Below are 16,387 nucleotides of genomic sequence, written 5' to 3'. Positions count from 1 at the left end.
ACAAGGTGCGGTGTTCGTTTTGCCGGGGTGGCGCCCTCAGTTCTGCAACACGGACGACACCAGCAGCTGGGTGTACGGATGGTGAGGATCGTCGAGCACGCGGTCGGTTAGCCCACTTTCCACCACCTGACCCTGCTTCATCACCAGCAGGCGGTCCGCCAGAAGGCGCGCAACGCCTAAATCATGGGTGACAATCACCACCGCCAGGTTCAGTTCCACCACCAGACCGCGCAGCAGGTCGAGCAGGCGGGCCTGCACGGAGACGTCCAGCCCGCCGGTGGGTTCATCCATAAACACCAGCTTCGGGTGGGTGACCAGGTTGCGGGCGATCTGTAGACGCTGCTGCATTCCACCGGAGAAGGTTGTCGGCAGGTCGTCGATGCGTGAGGCGGGGATTTCCACCTCCTCCAGCCAGTGCTGGGCGGTGGCGCGGATGTCGCCGTAATGGCGCGCGCCGGTGGCCATCAGGCGTTCGCCGATGTTGCCTCCCGCAGAGACCTGACGGCGCAGGCCATCCATCGGGTGCTGATGCACCACGCCCCACTCGGTGCGCAGCAGGCGGCGGCGCTCGGCCTCGCTTATGCCGTAGAGGGAGCGTCCCTGATACAGGATCTCCCCGTGTTGCGGCGCGAGGCGCGCGGAGATGGACTTCAGCAGCGTCGTTTTGCCGGAGCCGGACTCGCCGACGATCCCCAGCACTTCGCCCGGCCACAGCTCGAACGACACGTCGCTAAAGCCTTTGCCCGGCGCATAAAGGTGAGTCAGGTGATTAACCGAAAGCAGCGGTTTCATTGGCCGTTCGCCTCGCTCTGTTGGCGGCAGTAATCGGTGTCGGAGCAGACAAACATCCGTTTGCCCGTATCGTCCAGCACCACTTCATCCAGATAGCTATGTTTGGATCCGCAGATGGCGCACGGTTCGTCCCACTCCTGCACCGTAAACGGGTGATCGTCGAAATCGAGACTTTCCACGCGGGTGTAAGGCGGGACGGCGTAGATGCGTTTCTCGCGCCCGGCACCGAACAGCTGCAGGGCGGGCATCATGTCCATCTTCGGGTTATCGAATTTCGGGATCGGCGACGGGTCCATCACGTAGCGCCCATTCACCTTCACCGGGTAGGCGTAGGTGGTGGCGATATGGCCGAAGCGGGCGATATCCTCATACAGCTTCACCTGCATCACCCCGTACTCTTCCAGCGCGTGCATGGTGCGGGTTTCCGTTTCGCGCGGCTCGATAAAGCGCAGCGGCTCCGGGATCGGCACCTGGAAAATCAAAATCTGATCTTCCGTCAGCGGGGTTTCGGGGATGCGGTGACGGGTCTGGATCAGCGTCGCGTCTTCGGTTTTTTCAGTGGTGTTTACGCCGGTTACGCGCTGGAAGAAGCTGCGGATCGACACGGCGTTGGTGGTGTCGTCGGCGCCCTGGTCGATGACCTTCAGCACGTCAGACTCGCCGATCACGCTGGCGGTAATCTGAATACCGCCCGTGCCCCAGCCGTAGGGCATCGGCATTTCGCGGCCGCCGAACGGCACCTGATAGCCCGGAATGGCCACCGCTTTAAGTATCGCGCGGCGGATCATGCGTTTGGTTTGCTCGTCCAGATAGGCAAAGTTGTAGCCGCTTAAGTTAGCCATTGGCGCGCTCCCGTTGCAGGCGTTTCAGCAGTTCCAGTTCAGCCTGGAAATCGACGTAGTGCGGCAGCTTGAGGTGCGAGACAAAACCGGCGGCCTCAACGTTATCCGCGTGGGCCAGCACGAACTCTTCGTCCTGCGCCGGGCCTGCAATGTGTTCGCCATAGTCCGGTGCCTGGAGTGCGCGGTCGACCAGCGCCATTGCCATGGCTTTGCGCTCGCCGAGGCCGAACACCAGCCCGTAGCCGCGGGTAAAGTGAGGGTCTTCATTTTCGGGCGCGACAAAACCGTTCACCATTTCGCATTCGGTCATCAGCAGTTCACCGACGTTCACCGCAAAACCCAGTTCTTCCGGCACGATTTCGACGTCGATGTAGCCGCTGCGGATTTCGGCCGCAAACGGGTGGTTGCGCCCGTAGCCGCGCTGGGTGGAGTAGGCCAGCGCCAGCAGATAGCCTTCGTCGCCGCGCATCAGCTGCTGCAAGCGGGACGAGCGCGAGCACGGGTAAACCGGCGGCGTGCGGGTGATGTCATCCGGCTGCGCGCCAGAATCTTCTTCCGCCTTCGCCAGACCCTGTTTCGCCAGCAGGCTGAAGACGTGCGGAGACGGTTCTTGTTCGGCGTCAGAGGTGCTGAGCTGCGGTGCTTCGCCGTTCGCCAGCAGGGTAAAATCCAGCAGGCGATGGGTGTAGTCGTAGGTGGGGCCAAGCAGCTGGCCGCCGGGAATGTCTTTATAAACGGCAGAAATGCGGCGCTCCAGGCGCATCTGTGCCGTGTTGACCGGCTCGCTCACCGCCAGTTTGGCAAGCGTGGTGCGGTAGGCACGCAGCAGGAAGATGGCTTCGACGTTATCGCCGCTGGCCTGCTTCAGGGCCAGCGCCGCCAGCTCGCGGTCGGCGATGCCGCCCTCGGTCATCACGCGGTCGACGGCGAGGTTTAACTGCTGCTCAATCTGGGCGACGCTCAGCTCGGGAAGCCGTTCATCGCCCCGTCGTCTGTGCGCCTGCAGCGCATGGGCGGCGGCGATCGCTTTTTCGCCCCCTTTGACGGCAACGTACATCAGCACACCTCCACGTGGGTGGTCCGCGGGATCGCCAGCAGGCGCTCGCCGCAGGTCAGGATCAGGTCAATGCCCAGCGGGAACGGGTGCGGGCGTTCGGTCAGCTCGTGAATGATGCACTCCGGCAGCTGCGGCGCGACCATGCGTTCTTCGGCGATGCCTGCGCCCGTCAGGCGCAGCATGCGGCCGCCGCTCAGGCTGGAAACCTGCAGGATCAGCGTGGCGCTGGTCTCCGGAGCAACGGCGCTGCCTTCACTCAGGGCGTTAAGCTGCTCATGGCTGATTTGTTCATCGGCCACGGCAAAGATTGCCTGCTGGGGCTGATCGACCAGCGGGGCACTGGTGTGAAAACGCAGGTTCTGGCTGGCGATATCGTTGGATAATGCGCCTGAAAGCCAAACAGGCGTGTCGTTGTCGGCAAGGGTCAGCAGCACGCTGGTGGTCGCCAGGTTCAGCGGCAGCCAGCCCTGTGAAAGCTGGTGCAGCGAGACGATCACGCCCGGCTCGCTCATCGCCTTCAGCAGGCGACGAAAACTGTGTTGGGCATCCTGGACGGCCAGGGTAAAAGCAGGTTGAAGCGTCATGCGTTGTCTCCGCGAACGAGCGTAAAGAAGTCGACCCGGCTGGTGTTCACTTCGGCCTGACGTGCGGCAATGCGCGCGGCGCGGTCGGCTTCCAGCGGGGCAATAAGGGTTTCCATTAACGTCTGGAAATGCGGCTGTTCCTGTAAAAGCGCGTCGATCACCGCGCAACGCTCGGCGTGGGCTTTGTCGCGCCCCAGCACGTAGCTGTAGCCCAGCGTGCCGCTGTTCAGACGGATTGCTGCGCGGGTGAGGGTGGCGTCTCCGGCGAAGAAGCGCTCGCCGGTGCCGCCCATCCGCGCCTGGATTTGTACCAGGCCAATCTCCGGTGCGCGGAGGGTGTCGTAATCAGGTGCCAGGCTAAGGGCGCTCATGCGGGCAGAGAGCGCAGCAGGCTGGCTGTGGGCCAGCACGCGCATCCAGCGCTGTCGGGTGGAGATGTCGAAGTGCATTCAGTGCTCCATGGTGAATTCGATCATGTCGGCGCGGGTCAGGCTGACGGAGTATTCCGTCGCGTTGATCTCGCCGTCACGGTGGTTGAGGGTGCGTACGCAGAGCAGCGGGGCCATGTTGGGAATTTCGAGCACCTTGCTCTCTTTCGCCTGCGCGCGGCGGGCGCTGATGCGCGTCTGGGTACGCTTGAGCGCAATGCCGGTCGCATCCTGAAGAAAGTCGTGCAGGGAACCGCTGGCAAAGTTTTGCAGCACGGGCCAGAGGGCGAGGTCCGCGAAGTAGTGGTCGATCTGGCACACCGCCACGCCGTTAACGCGGCGCAGGGTGCGCAGGTGAATGACGTTATCGCCCTCCTGAATGCCCAGCGCGTCCGCCACGTGGCTGGAGGCCGGGCGCAATACCGAGAGCAGCTTTTCGCTGGTCGGATGGCTACCCTGATCCAGCAGGTTCTGGCTAAAGCGCGCCTGGGCGTTTAGCGGGTAGTCGAATGGGCGCATCAGTACCAGCACGCCCACACCCTGGCGGCGCTGGACCCAGCCGCGCTCGACCAGCTGGTCAATGGCGCGGCGCAGGGTGTGTCGGTTCACCTCATAGCGGTCGGCAAGCTGCTGCTCGGCGGGCAGGTAGTCTCCACAGCGGTAGTGCGTGCGCAACTCCACTTCGAGCTTTGCCGCAATCTCTTGCCAGCGGGTGGGGTAACTGGTCGGATGTCTGGATAAGTGCATAGAAAACAAAGCCTCGCTTCTCAGATGAAGTGCTTACGCAAACGTTGAGAGAGGAAATCCAGCAGGCTGACGGTGACGATGATGAGCACCATCAGGGCGCAGGTTTGCTGGAACTGGAAACCGCGAATGGCTTCCCACAGGGTGACGCCAATCCCGCCTGCGCCCACCATGCCGACCACGGTGGCGGAGCGGACGTTGGACTCAAATCGGTACAGGGAGTAGGAGATCAGCAGCGGCATCACCTGAGGCAGGACGCCGTAAAGGATCTCTTCGATTTTGTTGGCGCCCGTTGCGCGAATGCCTTCTACCGGACCGGGCTCGATGGCTTCGACCGCTTCGGAGAGCAGCTTGGAGAGCACGCCTGTGGTGTGGATGAACAGCGCCATCACGCCCGCGAACGGACCCAGGCCGACGGCGACCACGAACAGCATGGCGAACACCATTTCGTTAATGGCGCGGCAGGCATCCATCAGGCGACGCATCGGCTGGTATATCCACCACGGCACGATGTTTTCGGCGCTCATCAGGCCAAACGGAATGGAGAGAATGACGGCAAGAGCGGTGCCCCAGACGGCGATTTGCAGGGTGGTCGCCATTTCGCCAAGGTAGTCCTGCCACTGGCTGAAGTCCGGCGGGAAGAAGTCGGCGGCGAAGGTGGCCATGTTGCCGGAATCTTTGAAGAGCAGCAGCGGATCCATTTCCGCGCCCTTCCAGGAGATAACCAGCACCGCCAGCAGGATGGCCCAGCTGATGAGCGAGAACCAGCTGCGCTTTGGCGGTGGGAGGGTGATGGTTTGCATGTTGGCTCCTTTAGGTTTAGTCCCCTCTCCCTTGAGGGAGAGGGTTAGGGTGAGGGGGAAATGTGCGCGCTGATGCCCTCACCCCGGCCCTCTCCCACAGGGAGAGGGAGAAAAGCATTACTGCACCGCTTTATTCACGCTGGTCATTGCACCGAGCGCGGCGGTCAGGCGGTCGAGATCGTCCAGCTGGGCCTGAATTTCAGAGACTTTGCTGGTCTTCTCGTCTTCCTTGAGGCCTTTGTTGTCCTTCACGCCCTGCATCTGCTTGAACAGCGCCAGCTGGCGAATCGGAACCAGCTGCAGGTCGCTTGACGCGCGGAACGGTGCCCAGCCCAGATGTTCAAGAACCGCTTTCTCTTCCGGCGTTTTGCCGTAGTTCATAAAGAAGTCGTACACCTTCTCCTTGGTGCTTTCGGTGAGGTTTTTACGCCACACGATCGGGTCGCCCGGGATCAGCGGCGATTTCCAGATAACCTTCAGCTCTTTCAGCTTGTCCGGCGCGGAGGTCTTCAGCTTGTCGAGGTTTTCGGTGTTGTTAGTGGCAACGTCCACCTGCTTGTTGGCCACGGCGAGGGCGTTGGTTTCGTGGCTGGCGTTGACGGTGCGCTTGAAGTCGCTGGCGGAGGCGTTGTTTTTGGCGAAGACGTAGTAGCCCGGGACGAGGAAGCCGGAGGTGGAGTTCGGATCGCCATTGCCGAAGGTCAGCTCTTTGCGTTTAGCGAGCAGGTCGTTGAGGTTGTTGATCGGGCTGTCTTTGTTCACGATCAGCACGCTCCAGTAGCCCGGAGAACCGTCTGCTGCTACGGTCTGGGCGAAGACCTGTCCGTTCGCGCGGTCTACTGCCTCCATGGCGGAGAGGTTGCCGTACCAGGCGATGTCCACTTTATTAAAGCGCATCCCCTGGATGATGCCCGCGTAGTCCGGGGCGAAGAAGGCGTTTACTTTGATCCCCAGTTTGGTTTCCATATCTTTCAGGAACGGTTCCCACTGGGGTTTCAGGTTCTGCTGTGATTCCGTCGAAATGATGCCAAAGTTCAGCGCTTTTTCCTGCTCCTCGGCGTAGGCCGGGCTTAACAGAGTGCTGATGCTGAACATGCTGGTGAAGGCCAGCGCGGCAACCGTTTTATAGCTCATTTCCATTCCTCGTTATGGGGACGTTAAGCAGCCTGCGCGTTCTCTTCGACGCGATTAATGCTGCGGTAGAGATGGTCAAAACGTTCGTTATCAAACTGATGGCTTGCGCCATCAAAGAACACGTGCCCCTGTCGCAGGGCGACGATGCGCTCGCAGTAGCGCAGTGCGTAATCCACCTGATGCAGCGTCACCACCACGGTGATGCCGTCGTGCTGGTTAATGTCGCGCAGGGTTTCCATCACGATGCGCGCCGATTCCGGGTCCAGCGAGGCGATGGGTTCATCGGCAAGAATGATTTTGGCTTTCTGCATCAGCGCGCGGGCGATGGCGACGCGCTGTTGTTGTCCACCGGACAGGGTGGAGACGCGCTGGTGGGCAAAATGCGCCATACCGACGCGCGTTAGCGCCTGCAGCGCTTCTTGTTTCTGAGAAGGGGAGAACCAGCGCAGGCAGGTGCGCCAGAACGGGGTGCTGCCGAGCGCGCCAATCAGCACGTTCTCCAGCACCGTCAGGCGGTTCACCAGGTTGAACTGCTGGAAGATGTAGCCCGTCTGGGCGCGGCTTTTGCGAATATCGCTCGCCAGACGGCCTGCACGCTGCACGGTGTTACCCAGCAGTTCGACGTGACTTTCCGGGGTTTTATCGCAGGTAATGAGGCCGCTTAAATGGCGCAGAAGGGTGGATTTGCCTGAGCCAGAAGGCCCGAGAAGCGCCACCATGTCGCCCTGCTGGACGGTCAGATCAACGGCATGCAGCGCCTTGTTGTGATGGAAGGTCTTGCTCAGTTTCTCGACGCGGATGACGGTTTGCATGGGCTGGGCCTCACAATAAATGTGGCCTCATGCTGGCGCATCAATATGACATTTGGGTTAAGTCTGGGTTGCGGGAATTTGAAGAGTTGAGGGGAGTTTGATGACAATCACCGTAGGCCCGGTCAGCGCAGCGCCACCGGGCGCTGTTGCCGGATGCGCTGCGCTTATCCGACCTACGATTTAACGACGTTAATCATCCACGGCACACCGTATTTATCGGTGACCTTACCGAAGCCGTGCGCCCAGAAGGTTTCCTGCCAGTCCATTTCGACATTTCCGCCCGCGGCAAGACTGTCGAACCAGCGCTTACCTTCTGCCACGTCCTGGGTGTCGAGCACCAGCGTGAACCCGGCGTACTGCGCGCTGCTGCCGGGCGGCAACCCGTCGCTCATCATGATATCGCTGCCCGCAATGCGAACGTTGGAGTGAGCGATGGCGGAATCCGGAAACTGCATGCCGGACGGACAGCCTTCTTCGCTGTTTTCGTCTTTTGGCATTTCGCCGAAGGTGATTTTATAGAGGAGTTCTGCGCCGACGGCCTGCTGATAGAAGGCGGTGGCCTCAGCACAGTTACCGGCGAAAGAGATGTAGGGACTTAACGGCATAATCATTACCTCAGGTAAGAGAAGCCCATTAAGTTTAGTTATTGTAGGCCCGGTAAGCGAAGCGCCACCGGGCGGATAAATCAGTTCTTTTTAACGAACTCAGATTTCAGTTTCATTGGACCGAAACCGTCAATTTTGCAATCGATGTTGTGGTCGCCTTCAACCAGACGGATATTCTTCACTTTGGTGCCGATCTTCAGCATGGAAGAGCTGCCTTTCACCTTCAGATCTTTCACCACGGTGACGCTGTCGCCGTCGGCCAGAAGGTTGCCGTTCGCATCTTTTACGATGAGGGTATCGCTGTCCTGCGACGGCTCTGCGTCATTCCATTCATGTGCGCATTCCGGGCAGATGAACATGCCATTATCTTCGTAAGTGTATTCAGAATTGCATTTCGGGCAGTGTGGGAGTTGCATGTCGGTATCCTCAAAAAAGTGTTAACACGCTGGAAAGTGCCAGCTAAATGACGGCAGAGTGCCGAAAAAGGCGGCAAGTATAACGCAAATCCACACTTTTGTCGGTGCTATTGCATAATAAAAAAAAGGCAAAAATTGTGTGGCGAGTGACACTTGCTGTCAGTCAGTTAAGCGATGCTTGACGCATTAAGACGATGGAAAGAAATGATGCTAAATATATCGAATATTTTATTGCATCAAATTGCTACGCTCTTCCATTTCGGATAAGGTTAAGCAACAAGTTGTTATTTATCCACGTTCACCAACGCCATTCATCCCATGGTGGCGGGGAATTACCTCTCTTTTTAGGTGGGTAAATAGCAATGATATATCCTGATGTTTCCTGAAAATGAGCTACGCTTTTTATCTTTTGGCTTTCCGCCAAGGGGGCCGTTTTACGCGCCTTGCAAGGATGGTTATTTATTTCTTATTGCCATCAATTGGTTATATTTTGCGAACATGTTTTCCATACGTGATCATATAAGCCGAAACAGCATAATCAAAACAAAGTGGCTTAATAAAAGTAATAAATTTGCGTTAAGGAAAGGCTTTTATCATGCACACACAGACCATTTTTGAATTAAGCCAGGAAGCTGAGCGTCTGTTACAGCTCGCGCTACAGAATCTTGAGACGTTGAAATCAATGCCAGGTACGATGCTGGATAGCGCGACGGCCGCATTGAGAGGCGGTAATAATAATGTATTGCCTTTACATTTCAGCGCCCGTGGCGTCGATGCTCAGCAGGCGATGCTAAATAATGAATTGCGCAAAATAACCCGTCTCGAAATGGTATTGGCCATTGTCGGGACCATGAAGGCGGGTAAATCAACCACCATTAATGCGATTGTGGGTACCGAGGTATTGCCGAACCGCAACCGGCCAATGACCGCGCTCCCGACGCTGATCCGCCATACGCCGGGTCAAAAGGAGCCTGTACTTCATTTCTCGCATGTCTCTCCTATTGATGCGTTGATTCTGCAATTGCAGAAAAAGCTCTGCGATGACGATCGCGGTAAGCTGGCCCAGCGTCTGGAAATAGATAAAGACATGAATACCCTGCTGGAGCGTATCGAAAAAGGTGAGCCATTTGAAAAACATCATCTGGGCGCAGAGCCGATATTCCATTGTCTGAAAAGCCTTAACGACCTGGTACGCCTTTCTCTGGCGCTGGGCGTGGATTTTCCGTTTTCCGAATACACGGCCATTGAACATATTCCGGTCATTGAGGTGGAGTTTGTCCATCTCGCAGGGCTGGATGCCCATCTGGGTCAACTGACGTTACTCGACACACCGGGGCCAAATGAAGCCGGACAGCCGCATCTGCAAAAAATGCTCAGCGAGCAGTTGGCTCGCGCCTCGGCTGTCCTGGCGGTGATGGACTACACCCAGCTCAAATCGATTTCCGATGAAGAGGTCCGTCAGGCGATCTCGGTGGCGGGTAAATCGGTCCCCCTGTATGCGCTGGTCAATAAGTTCGATCAGAAAGACCGTAACAGCGATGACGAGGAACAGGTCCGGGCGTTGATTTCCGGCACATTAATGAAGGGGAATATTTCGCCTGGGCAGATTTACCCGGTTTCCTCGATGTGGGCCTACCTGGCCAATCGTGCCCGCTATGAGATGGCTGCTAACGGACGGCTCCCTGACCATCAGGCGCAGCGCTGGGTGCAGGATTTTGCCGAGGCGGCGCTGGGACGTCGCTGGCGAACAGCCGATCTGGACGATATCGACCATATCCGTCACGCCGCGGACCTGCTGTGGGAAGACTCGTTGTTTGAACAACCCATCCGTAAGCTGATTTACGCCGCGTATGCCAACGCCTCGCTGTTTGCCCTGCGTTCGGCGTCCCACAAGCTCCTCAACTATGCGCAGAATGCCCGGGAGTATCTCGATTTTCGCTATCAGGGGCTGACCGTGGCCTTCGACGAGCTGGAGTTGAATATTGCCCGGCTCGAGGACGACATGGCGCTGATAAAAACACGCCAGAGCGTGGTCAGCGATGAAGTGCAACACGAAGTTGAAGAGGCGCTTAGCGCAACAGATGAGTTCATGGCGCGGCAAAAGCACGCGCTGCAACAGGCGATTGGGCAGGTCTTTAGTCACGGCAATATCATGGGGGTCGCCGGTATCGATCCGCTGAATGTGCGAAATGACGCAGTGGAAGAGGCACATCATCTGGTGCTGGACGACGAAGGACAGGCGCAGATTGTACTGAGTAAGATCAGCTCCTCATGTGAACTGATTATGCTGGATGCGCAGGATAAGATCTGTCGAGAGCTGGCGTTGCGCTTCGATCAGCTGGAATCCACGCTGGCACGCTCGTTGAATGAGGCCATGCGCCCCATAGAGACGCGGATTAAAGCGCAGCTGAGCCATGCGGGTTTTCGGGCGCGGATCAGTTTCCCTGCGTTTCAGCCTAATCAGCTGAACTTCAACACGCGTGCGCTGTTTAACGATGCCATTGCGATGGATAGCCGTCCGGCAGGGCGAACCTCGGGGACGGGCAGCATGCGTGAAACCGTCTCGCGCTGGTTGAACAATCCGGGCTGGGGCTGGGAGGACGCTGTCGCGACGCGTACACGATACGTCATCGATATCGCGCAGCTTCATGACAAATTTAAGCAACATATCGACCAGTTTTGTGAACAAATAGGTAAAGCTTTGGCCGCGCAGGTCGATGTTTCTGTTACGGCAGGTATGGCGACATTCTTTGCGGAATTTTCATTATGCCTGGCCGGGTTACAGGAAAGCTTGCGTGATAGCCTCGCAGTGCGTCAGCAAAATGAGCATTCGACACGAGCGCTCAGCCAGATGCTGAAGCAAAGTCTTACGACTGCAACGTGGATTCAGGAAGATACCCGACTGTTACGCGATGATATTCAAACCCTATTCGCGGCAGAGCAACCATGACAACACAGCTACTGGACGGTCCCGGGCGGACGCTGGAGTGTATTCATCCCAAATTTATGGTCGATCTGGTTCAGGGTGTGGACGCTGCGCGTCATCCCCATCTGGGGCCGCAGCAGCTGCAGTTTCGTGAACGTTTGACTCAGGAAATCATGACGCACACCCGGCTACGGCCGTGGGCGATGTCGGGAATGTTCACCGAAAATACGGCATTGCGCCTGGGGCTGGCGGAGAAGCTGGCCGGAATGCTCGATCCTGGCCATCTGGCACTGACCCGTATGTCCGATAAATTGCTGGCGCTTCGGCAGCAGACGAACCCGCGCACCGTTCAGCCTCCTGGTCTGATACAGCAGTATGAAGAACTCACCGCTCACTTTAGCCAGCGTGCGGCTTATAAAGAGAAAGCGCTGACGCAGCGTGGGCTCACGGTTCAGGCGGGTGAGCATAGCGAGCAGATTTTTACCCGCTGGCGTGCCGGTCAATACGACAGTTGGTCTTTGGCTGGCCGCTGTTACGTTGTTCTGGAAGAGTTGCGCTGGGGGCCGTTTGGTGATGCGTGCCGGCTGGCAAATGACGATGTGGCGGCCATGCTCAAGGATAACCTGCGCAGCATGGCGGCGAATTATCTTGCTCAGGGTATTAATGCCTCTCCCACCACTCGACACTTTTACCCTCAATGGCTGACAACATCCGCCTCCCCCGGTCTGATGGATTACAAGGATATGCTGGGCTGGTTGGGGGACTGGTGCCTGGCGGATAAACATCCGGTGTGCTGGTCGGTGACGCAGAGCTGGCAGACTGTCGCGCTGGGCATGCCAAGGCTCTGTTCGGCAAAACGGCTGGTGGAGGGGATGGTGGAAGAGATTTTTGGCTGATCCCTTCCCCCTCACCCTAATCCTCTCCCCGCAGGGGAGAGGGGATGGTGTGGTGCGGTTTAATGATTCATTTCTACTGGTTTCGGTTCAGGCTGGGTCTCTTGCACATTTCCGTAGCGTTTCGCATACAGCGCCGTGATGATGGGGACCAGAATCGCGGTGACGATCACGCTGGCGGCAACCAGCGCTGTGGCTGACGCGGCGACCGGTTCGAAGGCTGGGTTAATTTGGGCAATAATCACCGGGTTTGCGACGGCAGCCCCGGCGGCCGAAGACGCGGCGACACCCGCGGTTCCATTTCCGCCCCCAATCACGCGGTCAGCAATAATCAGCGGAATACCGGTGATGATGATGACGGCAACACCCAGCACAATACCCAGCAGGCCGGTATCCAGGATCACGTTCAGGTTGATCGTGTTACCCAGTGCGAAGCCAAAGAACGGAATCAGCACCGGCGTAGCTTTGCTGAAGAAGTCGCGTAAATCGTGATCCAGATTACCCAGCGCAAAACCGATCAGGAATGGCAGGATCGCACCGACAAAGTGGTGAGGTTCAAAGGAGGCAAGACCGGCAGAGCCCAGGATCAACATGGTCATCAGCGGGCCGGACTCCAGCGACATCAGCACGAACGCACCGGATTCTTCCTTGGTGCCGTACTGATTCATCAGGCTGGCATACAGGCCACCGTTGGTCATATCCATCGCTGACACGATGGCCAGCACGGATAATCCGGCAAAGAATCCGGTCTGAATGCCGTTCTCCGGAATGAACATCGCACAGATCATTGCAACAACCCAGGCGACGGCAATTTTTGTGATAACCAGTGTGCCTGATTTGCGTAATACCGTCCCCGTGGCACGTAAATTAATGGATGCGCCGATACAAAAGAACCATACCGCCAGAATCGGTACCGTTCCGCTAATCATGCCTTTTGTGAATCCACCAAAATAAGCACCGGTATTCGGTGCCAGTGTATTTAAGATCGCACCAAGTACCAGCGGAACCAACATCATTCCGCCGGGGATACGTTCTATTGTGGCTTTAATCTTCATGTTTAACCCTCGCATCTCGCCCCGCGTATCTGGCGGAAAGCTTCAAAAAAATAAATAAATAAATTCAATGAATTACCGGCCTTTTTGAGGGGCTAACTTGGTATCCATGCAATAAAATTAAATGAGTGTCTTCCGTTTCTTTTGTTCGAAAGCACTGAAGATGATGTTTGCGGATTTATGATGCGATCTTTGGAATTGCGATTCAATGAAAATAAAACAGTGTTTTAGTTATCTCGATCACATAATGAATGTAAACAAAGGATGCGGCATTTTATTATTAAAATTTATGTAAATCTGATGTGAAGGATTGTGGCTTAATCTTTTGCTGAGACCCGAATAATAACGTACGTAAGCATATTTTTTCGGCCGCTTGAGTAAGTACGCATTCGCAGGAATTGACAAAGTCTGACGTCATTTGACGAACAGGAAAAAGATATGTGAAGTTGATCACATATATAAACACTGGTAGGGTAAAAAGGTCATTAACTGCCCAGGCAGGCGTCAACAGGTTCGGTTGTATCGACGTGAAACGTCAATGTAAGTAAACCTGCTACGCTTGAATAAGGCGATTCGCATGGAGCGAATCCCAGGTTCACAGAACGCGAGTTAGCTGTGGAACGGACAGGGCTGAGTCTACGAGGAAAGCTATGCTAAGAAGGAAAAAGGTTAAACCCATTACGCTTCGCGATGTCACGATTATCGATGACGCAAAACTGCGTAAAGCGATCACCGCCGCCTCGCTCGGTAATGCGATGGAATGGTTCGATTTTGGTGTCTACGGTTTTGTTGCCTATGCATTAGGTAAAGTGTTCTTCCCCGGTGCCGACCCAAGCCTGCAGATGATTGCCGCGCTGGGTACGTTCTCCGTTCCCTTTCTGATTCGCCCTCTGGGTGGTCTGTTCTTCGGTATGCTCGGTGATAAATACGGTCGCCAGAAAATACTCGCTATCACCATTGTTATTATGTCGATCAGTACATTCTGTATCGGCCTGATACCGTCCTACGCCACCATAGGCATCTGGGCACCGATTTTGCTGCTGCTCTGTAAAATGGCGCAGGGCTTCTCCGTCGGGGGCGAGTATACCGGTGCGTCGATCTTCGTTGCGGAGTATTCACCTGACCGTAAGCGTGGCTTTATGGGCAGCTGGCTGGACTTCGGTTCGATTGCCGGGTTTGTGATGGGCGCAGGTGTCGTGGTGCTGATTTCAACCGTGGTGGGTGAAGAGAACTTCCTCGAATGGGGCTGGCGTATTCCGTTCTTTATCGCGCTGCCGCTGGGCATCATCGGTCTTTACCTGCGTCATGCGCTGGAAGAGACGCCAGCGTTCCAGCAGCACGTTGAAAAGCTGGAGCAGGGAGATCGAGAAGGGCTACAGGAAGGCCCGAAAGTATCGTTCAAAGAGATTGCCACCAAACACTGGCGTAGCCTGCTGACCTGTATCGGTCTGGTGATTTCCACCAACGTGACCTACTACATGCTGCTGACCTACATGCCGAGCTACCTGTCGCATAACCTGCACTACTCGGAAGATCACGGTGTGCTGATTATTATCGCGATCATGGTGGGTATGCTGTTTGTGCAGCCGATTATGGGGCTGCTGAGTGACCGCTTTGGCCGTCGACCGTTCATCATCCTCGGCAGTGTGGCGCTGTTTGCGCTGGCGATCCCGGCCTTTATTCTGATTAACAGTAATGTGCTGGGTCTGATTTTCGCGGGCCTGCTGATGCTGGCGGTGATCCTGAACTGCTTTATCGGGGTGATGGCGTCAACATTGCCTGCGATGTTCCCGACGCACATTCGTTATAGTGCGCTGGCGGCGGCGTTCAACATCTCGGTTCTGATTGCGGGCCTGACGCCGACGCTTGCCGCCTCTCTGGTGGAAAGCACGCAGAACCTGATGATGCCTGCTTATTATCTGATGGTTATTGCAGTCATTGGTCTGGCAACCGGTCTTACCATGAAGGAGACGGCGAACCGTCCTCTGAAAGGGGCGACGCCTGCGGCATCCGATATTCAGGAAGCAAAAGAGATCCTGCGTGAGCACTACGATAACGTAGAGCAGAAGATCGAGGATATTGACGCAGAAATTGAAGAGCTGCAGAAGAAACGCTCTCGCCTTGTTGATCAACATCCACGGATTAACGAGTAATAATGAAACCCGCCGCTGGCGGGTTTTCTTTTATTAGCATCCGGCGGCAATGTAGTCGCCGTTGGCGCTGATGGGGATTACCGTCAGGAACAGGACGGTGGCGAACAGAATCAGCACGATCCCTCCCGATATTTTCACGACCGGGACCAGCCAGCTCAGCGTTGACCCGCCGCCGAAATATGCCACCGTGCGTTCACGGGCATAACGTACTGCCAGCGAGAGACCCATAATAGAAAGCGCTGTACCCAGTGACATGGTCATCACCGCGGCGATCCCCCAGGTGACAATGCCGAGCGCATTCGAGAACATCAGGATCATGATCGCGCCGCTGCACGGGCGCGCGCCAATCGCCATTACCACGCCCAGACGCGTTTTCCAGTCGCCTTTTGTCAGTTCGGCTCCTACGCCATGATGACCACAACCGCAATGCTCATCATGCTGGTGGAAGGGTTTGATCGAGGAGATTGTCATTCGACGCGGACGCAGGCTTTTCAGTGCCTGATAAATCATATATGCGCCGAATGCGCCAATAAGGACGGCGCTGACCTTCTCTACATACCATCGGCTGGTGCTGATATCCCCCGAGGCGAGGTTAAATCCTATCGCCAGTATAAAGACAAAGAGTATGGCACTGACGCCCTGCATCAGGCTGCCGAGAAACGGCACAACCCGGGCGGCCAATTCGCTTTCTTTATTTGTACTGAGATAGGTGGTGACAATGAATTTGCCATGCCCCGGTCCGATGGCGTGAAGTACGCCATAAAGGAAGGCACCGGTGAGTAGCCACAGACCGCCGCTGTACTGATGGTTATTCAGCTGGAGCAAGTACATCACCAGATAGCGATGTAAGGTGATCTGGGTGGCGAGGCACCACTGAATAAAGGCATTCCAGTGCGTATGGAGCGTAAAACCTGCAAAGAGAAGTACCAGCACCATCAGCCCTGCTGTGGGGATGCGCCAGTCACGGGTGAGACGTTGTGTGGTCATGGGAGGAGCCTGCAGGGGGAATATTTGTCGCTAGTATAGTGGATTTAAGGGGCGTCTGTGGATAAGTCTGTGTGTAAAAAGGTATAAGACGGGGTTTTGCTGTGTAATGCAGCAGTCAGTCATTTTTCTGTCATTTAGCGGTTGCGGCCTGCGGAGAAC

General features: G+C 56.5%; 16 protein-coding genes. 3 read left to right on the top strand and 13 right to left on the bottom strand.

Annotated features, from left to right (window positions below):
• Positions 1-36: 36 nt before the first annotated feature.
• The 11 genes from phnK to HV355_RS10240 all read right to left on the bottom strand — a co-directional run bounded on the left by phnK (position 37) and on the right by HV355_RS10240 (position 8,217).
• Positions 37-792 carry a phosphonate C-P lyase system protein PhnK gene (gene phnK / locus HV355_RS10290; protein WP_182401817.1) on the bottom strand — a complete coding sequence of 252 codons (756 nt, stop codon included), beginning with the start codon at positions 790-792 and terminating at the stop codon, positions 37-39.
• Entirely contained in the window at positions 789-1,634 is an 846-nt protein-coding gene (gene phnJ / locus HV355_RS10285; RefSeq protein ID WP_029740231.1) for an alpha-D-ribose 1-methylphosphonate 5-phosphate C-P-lyase PhnJ, read from the bottom strand. Before phnJ ends, phnK begins: the two co-directional genes overlap by 4 nt.
• A complete protein-coding gene (locus tag HV355_RS10280; protein WP_089598644.1) occupies positions 1,627-2,691 on the bottom strand; it encodes a carbon-phosphorus lyase complex subunit PhnI in 1,065 nt (354 codons plus the stop codon). The genes phnJ and HV355_RS10280 overlap by 8 nt, the downstream gene beginning before the upstream one ends.
• Positions 2,691-3,275, bottom strand: coding sequence for a phosphonate C-P lyase system protein PhnH (phnH, locus tag HV355_RS10275; RefSeq protein WP_089598645.1), 585 nt, complete (start codon positions 3,273-3,275; stop codon positions 2,691-2,693). The genes HV355_RS10280 and phnH overlap by 1 nt, the downstream gene beginning before the upstream one ends.
• Complete coding sequence (phnG, locus tag HV355_RS10270; RefSeq protein WP_108418067.1) at positions 3,272-3,724, bottom strand: phosphonate C-P lyase system protein PhnG; 453 nt, start codon at positions 3,722-3,724, stop codon at positions 3,272-3,274. Before phnG ends, phnH begins: the two co-directional genes overlap by 4 nt.
• A complete protein-coding gene (gene phnF, locus HV355_RS10265; RefSeq protein ID WP_061099518.1) occupies positions 3,725-4,450 on the bottom strand; it encodes a phosphonate metabolism transcriptional regulator PhnF in 726 nt (241 codons plus the stop codon). It lies immediately after the preceding gene.
• A 20-nt stretch (positions 4,451-4,470) separates the two neighbouring features.
• On the bottom strand, positions 4,471-5,250 hold the full coding sequence (gene phnE, locus HV355_RS10260; protein WP_182401815.1) for a phosphonate ABC transporter, permease protein PhnE: 780 nt from the start codon (positions 5,248-5,250) through the stop codon (positions 4,471-4,473).
• 117 nt (positions 5,251-5,367) lie between these two features.
• Positions 5,368-6,384: a phosphonate ABC transporter substrate-binding protein gene (gene phnD / locus HV355_RS10255; RefSeq protein WP_042719126.1), complete on the bottom strand. Its 1,017-nt coding sequence runs from the start codon at positions 6,382-6,384 to the stop codon at positions 5,368-5,370.
• Positions 6,385-6,407: 23 nt separating this feature from the next.
• A complete protein-coding gene (gene phnC, locus HV355_RS10250) occupies positions 6,408-7,196 on the bottom strand; it encodes a phosphonate ABC transporter ATP-binding protein (protein ID WP_089598650.1) in 789 nt (262 codons plus the stop codon).
• A 173-nt stretch (positions 7,197-7,369) separates the two neighbouring features.
• Positions 7,370-7,801, bottom strand: a complete 432-nt coding sequence (gene yjdN / locus HV355_RS10245; protein WP_182401813.1) for a VOC family metalloprotein YjdN — start codon at positions 7,799-7,801, stop codon at positions 7,370-7,372.
• A gap of 80 nt (positions 7,802-7,881) precedes the next feature.
• Positions 7,882-8,217, bottom strand: a complete 336-nt coding sequence (locus tag HV355_RS10240) for a zinc ribbon domain-containing protein YjdM (protein ID WP_042719123.1) — start codon at positions 8,215-8,217, stop codon at positions 7,882-7,884.
• Between the two features lie 595 nt (positions 8,218-8,812).
• Between HV355_RS10240 and crfC the strand changes: the two genes are divergently transcribed.
• Together crfC and HV355_RS10230 are read left to right on the top strand one after the other, a co-directional pair.
• Positions 8,813-11,167 (top strand): clamp-binding protein CrfC, encoded by a 2,355-nt coding sequence (gene crfC / locus HV355_RS10235; protein ID WP_182401811.1) that lies wholly within the window; start codon positions 8,813-8,815, stop codon positions 11,165-11,167.
• Positions 11,164-12,039, top strand: coding sequence for a diguanylate cyclase regulator RdcB family protein (locus tag HV355_RS10230; RefSeq protein WP_182401809.1), 876 nt, complete (start codon positions 11,164-11,166; stop codon positions 12,037-12,039). Before crfC ends, HV355_RS10230 begins: the two co-directional genes overlap by 4 nt.
• Positions 12,040-12,098: 59 nt before the next feature.
• Here the strand turns inward: HV355_RS10230 and kdgT are convergent, their stop codons facing one another.
• Entirely contained in the window at positions 12,099-13,091 is a 993-nt protein-coding gene (gene kdgT, locus HV355_RS10225) for a 2-keto-3-deoxygluconate transporter (RefSeq protein ID WP_042719120.1), read from the bottom strand.
• A 647-nt stretch (positions 13,092-13,738) separates the two neighbouring features.
• Between kdgT and proP the strand changes: the two genes are divergently transcribed.
• Positions 13,739-15,241 carry a glycine betaine/L-proline transporter ProP gene (proP, locus tag HV355_RS10220; protein WP_089598654.1) on the top strand — a complete coding sequence of 501 codons (1,503 nt, stop codon included), beginning with the start codon at positions 13,739-13,741 and terminating at the stop codon, positions 15,239-15,241.
• A gap of 33 nt (positions 15,242-15,274) precedes the next feature.
• Here proP and HV355_RS10215 read toward each other — a convergent pair whose 3' ends face one another.
• Positions 15,275-16,228 (bottom strand): nickel/cobalt transporter, encoded by a 954-nt coding sequence (locus tag HV355_RS10215; protein ID WP_182401807.1) that lies wholly within the window; start codon positions 16,226-16,228, stop codon positions 15,275-15,277.
• Positions 16,229-16,387 lie beyond the last annotated feature (159 nt).

Source organism: Enterobacter sp. RHBSTW-01064 (assembly GCF_014103035.1).
Taxonomy (GTDB): domain Bacteria; phylum Pseudomonadota; class Gammaproteobacteria; order Enterobacterales; family Enterobacteriaceae; genus Enterobacter; species Enterobacter mori.
Note: the sequence above shows the minus strand (reverse complement) of the source record. Positions and strands in the feature narration are given on the sequence as shown.

Excerpts from the sequence above, each read along its gene's own strand:
- phnK (WP_182401817.1), bottom strand. The coding sequence starts at position 792 with ATGAAACCGCTGCTTTCGGTTAATCACCTGACTCACCTTTATGCGCCG.
- phnJ (WP_029740231.1), bottom strand. The coding sequence starts at position 1,634 with ATGGCTAACTTAAGCGGCTACAACTTTGCCTATCTGGACGAGCAAACC.
- HV355_RS10280 (WP_089598644.1), bottom strand. The coding sequence starts at position 2,691 with ATGTACGTTGCCGTCAAAGGGGGCGAAAAAGCGATCGCCGCCGCCCAT.
- phnH (WP_089598645.1), bottom strand. The coding sequence starts at position 3,275 with ATGACGCTTCAACCTGCTTTTACCCTGGCCGTCCAGGATGCCCAACAC.
- phnG (WP_108418067.1), bottom strand. The coding sequence starts at position 3,724 with ATGCACTTCGACATCTCCACCCGACAGCGCTGGATGCGCGTGCTGGCC.
- phnF (WP_061099518.1), bottom strand. The coding sequence starts at position 4,450 with ATGCACTTATCCAGACATCCGACCAGTTACCCCACCCGCTGGCAAGAG.
- phnE (WP_182401815.1), bottom strand. The coding sequence starts at position 5,250 with ATGCAAACCATCACCCTCCCACCGCCAAAGCGCAGCTGGTTCTCGCTC.
- phnD (WP_042719126.1), bottom strand. The coding sequence starts at position 6,384 with ATGAGCTATAAAACGGTTGCCGCGCTGGCCTTCACCAGCATGTTCAGC.
- phnC (WP_089598650.1), bottom strand. The coding sequence starts at position 7,196 with ATGCAAACCGTCATCCGCGTCGAGAAACTGAGCAAGACCTTCCATCAC.
- yjdN (WP_182401813.1), bottom strand. The coding sequence starts at position 7,801 with ATGCCGTTAAGTCCCTACATCTCTTTCGCCGGTAACTGTGCTGAGGCC.
- HV355_RS10240 (WP_042719123.1), bottom strand. The coding sequence starts at position 8,217 with ATGCAACTCCCACACTGCCCGAAATGCAATTCTGAATACACTTACGAA.
- crfC (WP_182401811.1), top strand. The coding sequence starts at position 8,813 with ATGCACACACAGACCATTTTTGAATTAAGCCAGGAAGCTGAGCGTCTG.
- HV355_RS10230 (WP_182401809.1), top strand. The coding sequence starts at position 11,164 with ATGACAACACAGCTACTGGACGGTCCCGGGCGGACGCTGGAGTGTATT.
- kdgT (WP_042719120.1), bottom strand. The coding sequence starts at position 13,091 with ATGAAGATTAAAGCCACAATAGAACGTATCCCCGGCGGAATGATGTTG.
- proP (WP_089598654.1), top strand. The coding sequence starts at position 13,739 with ATGCTAAGAAGGAAAAAGGTTAAACCCATTACGCTTCGCGATGTCACG.
- HV355_RS10215 (WP_182401807.1), bottom strand. The coding sequence starts at position 16,228 with ATGACCACACAACGTCTCACCCGTGACTGGCGCATCCCCACAGCAGGG.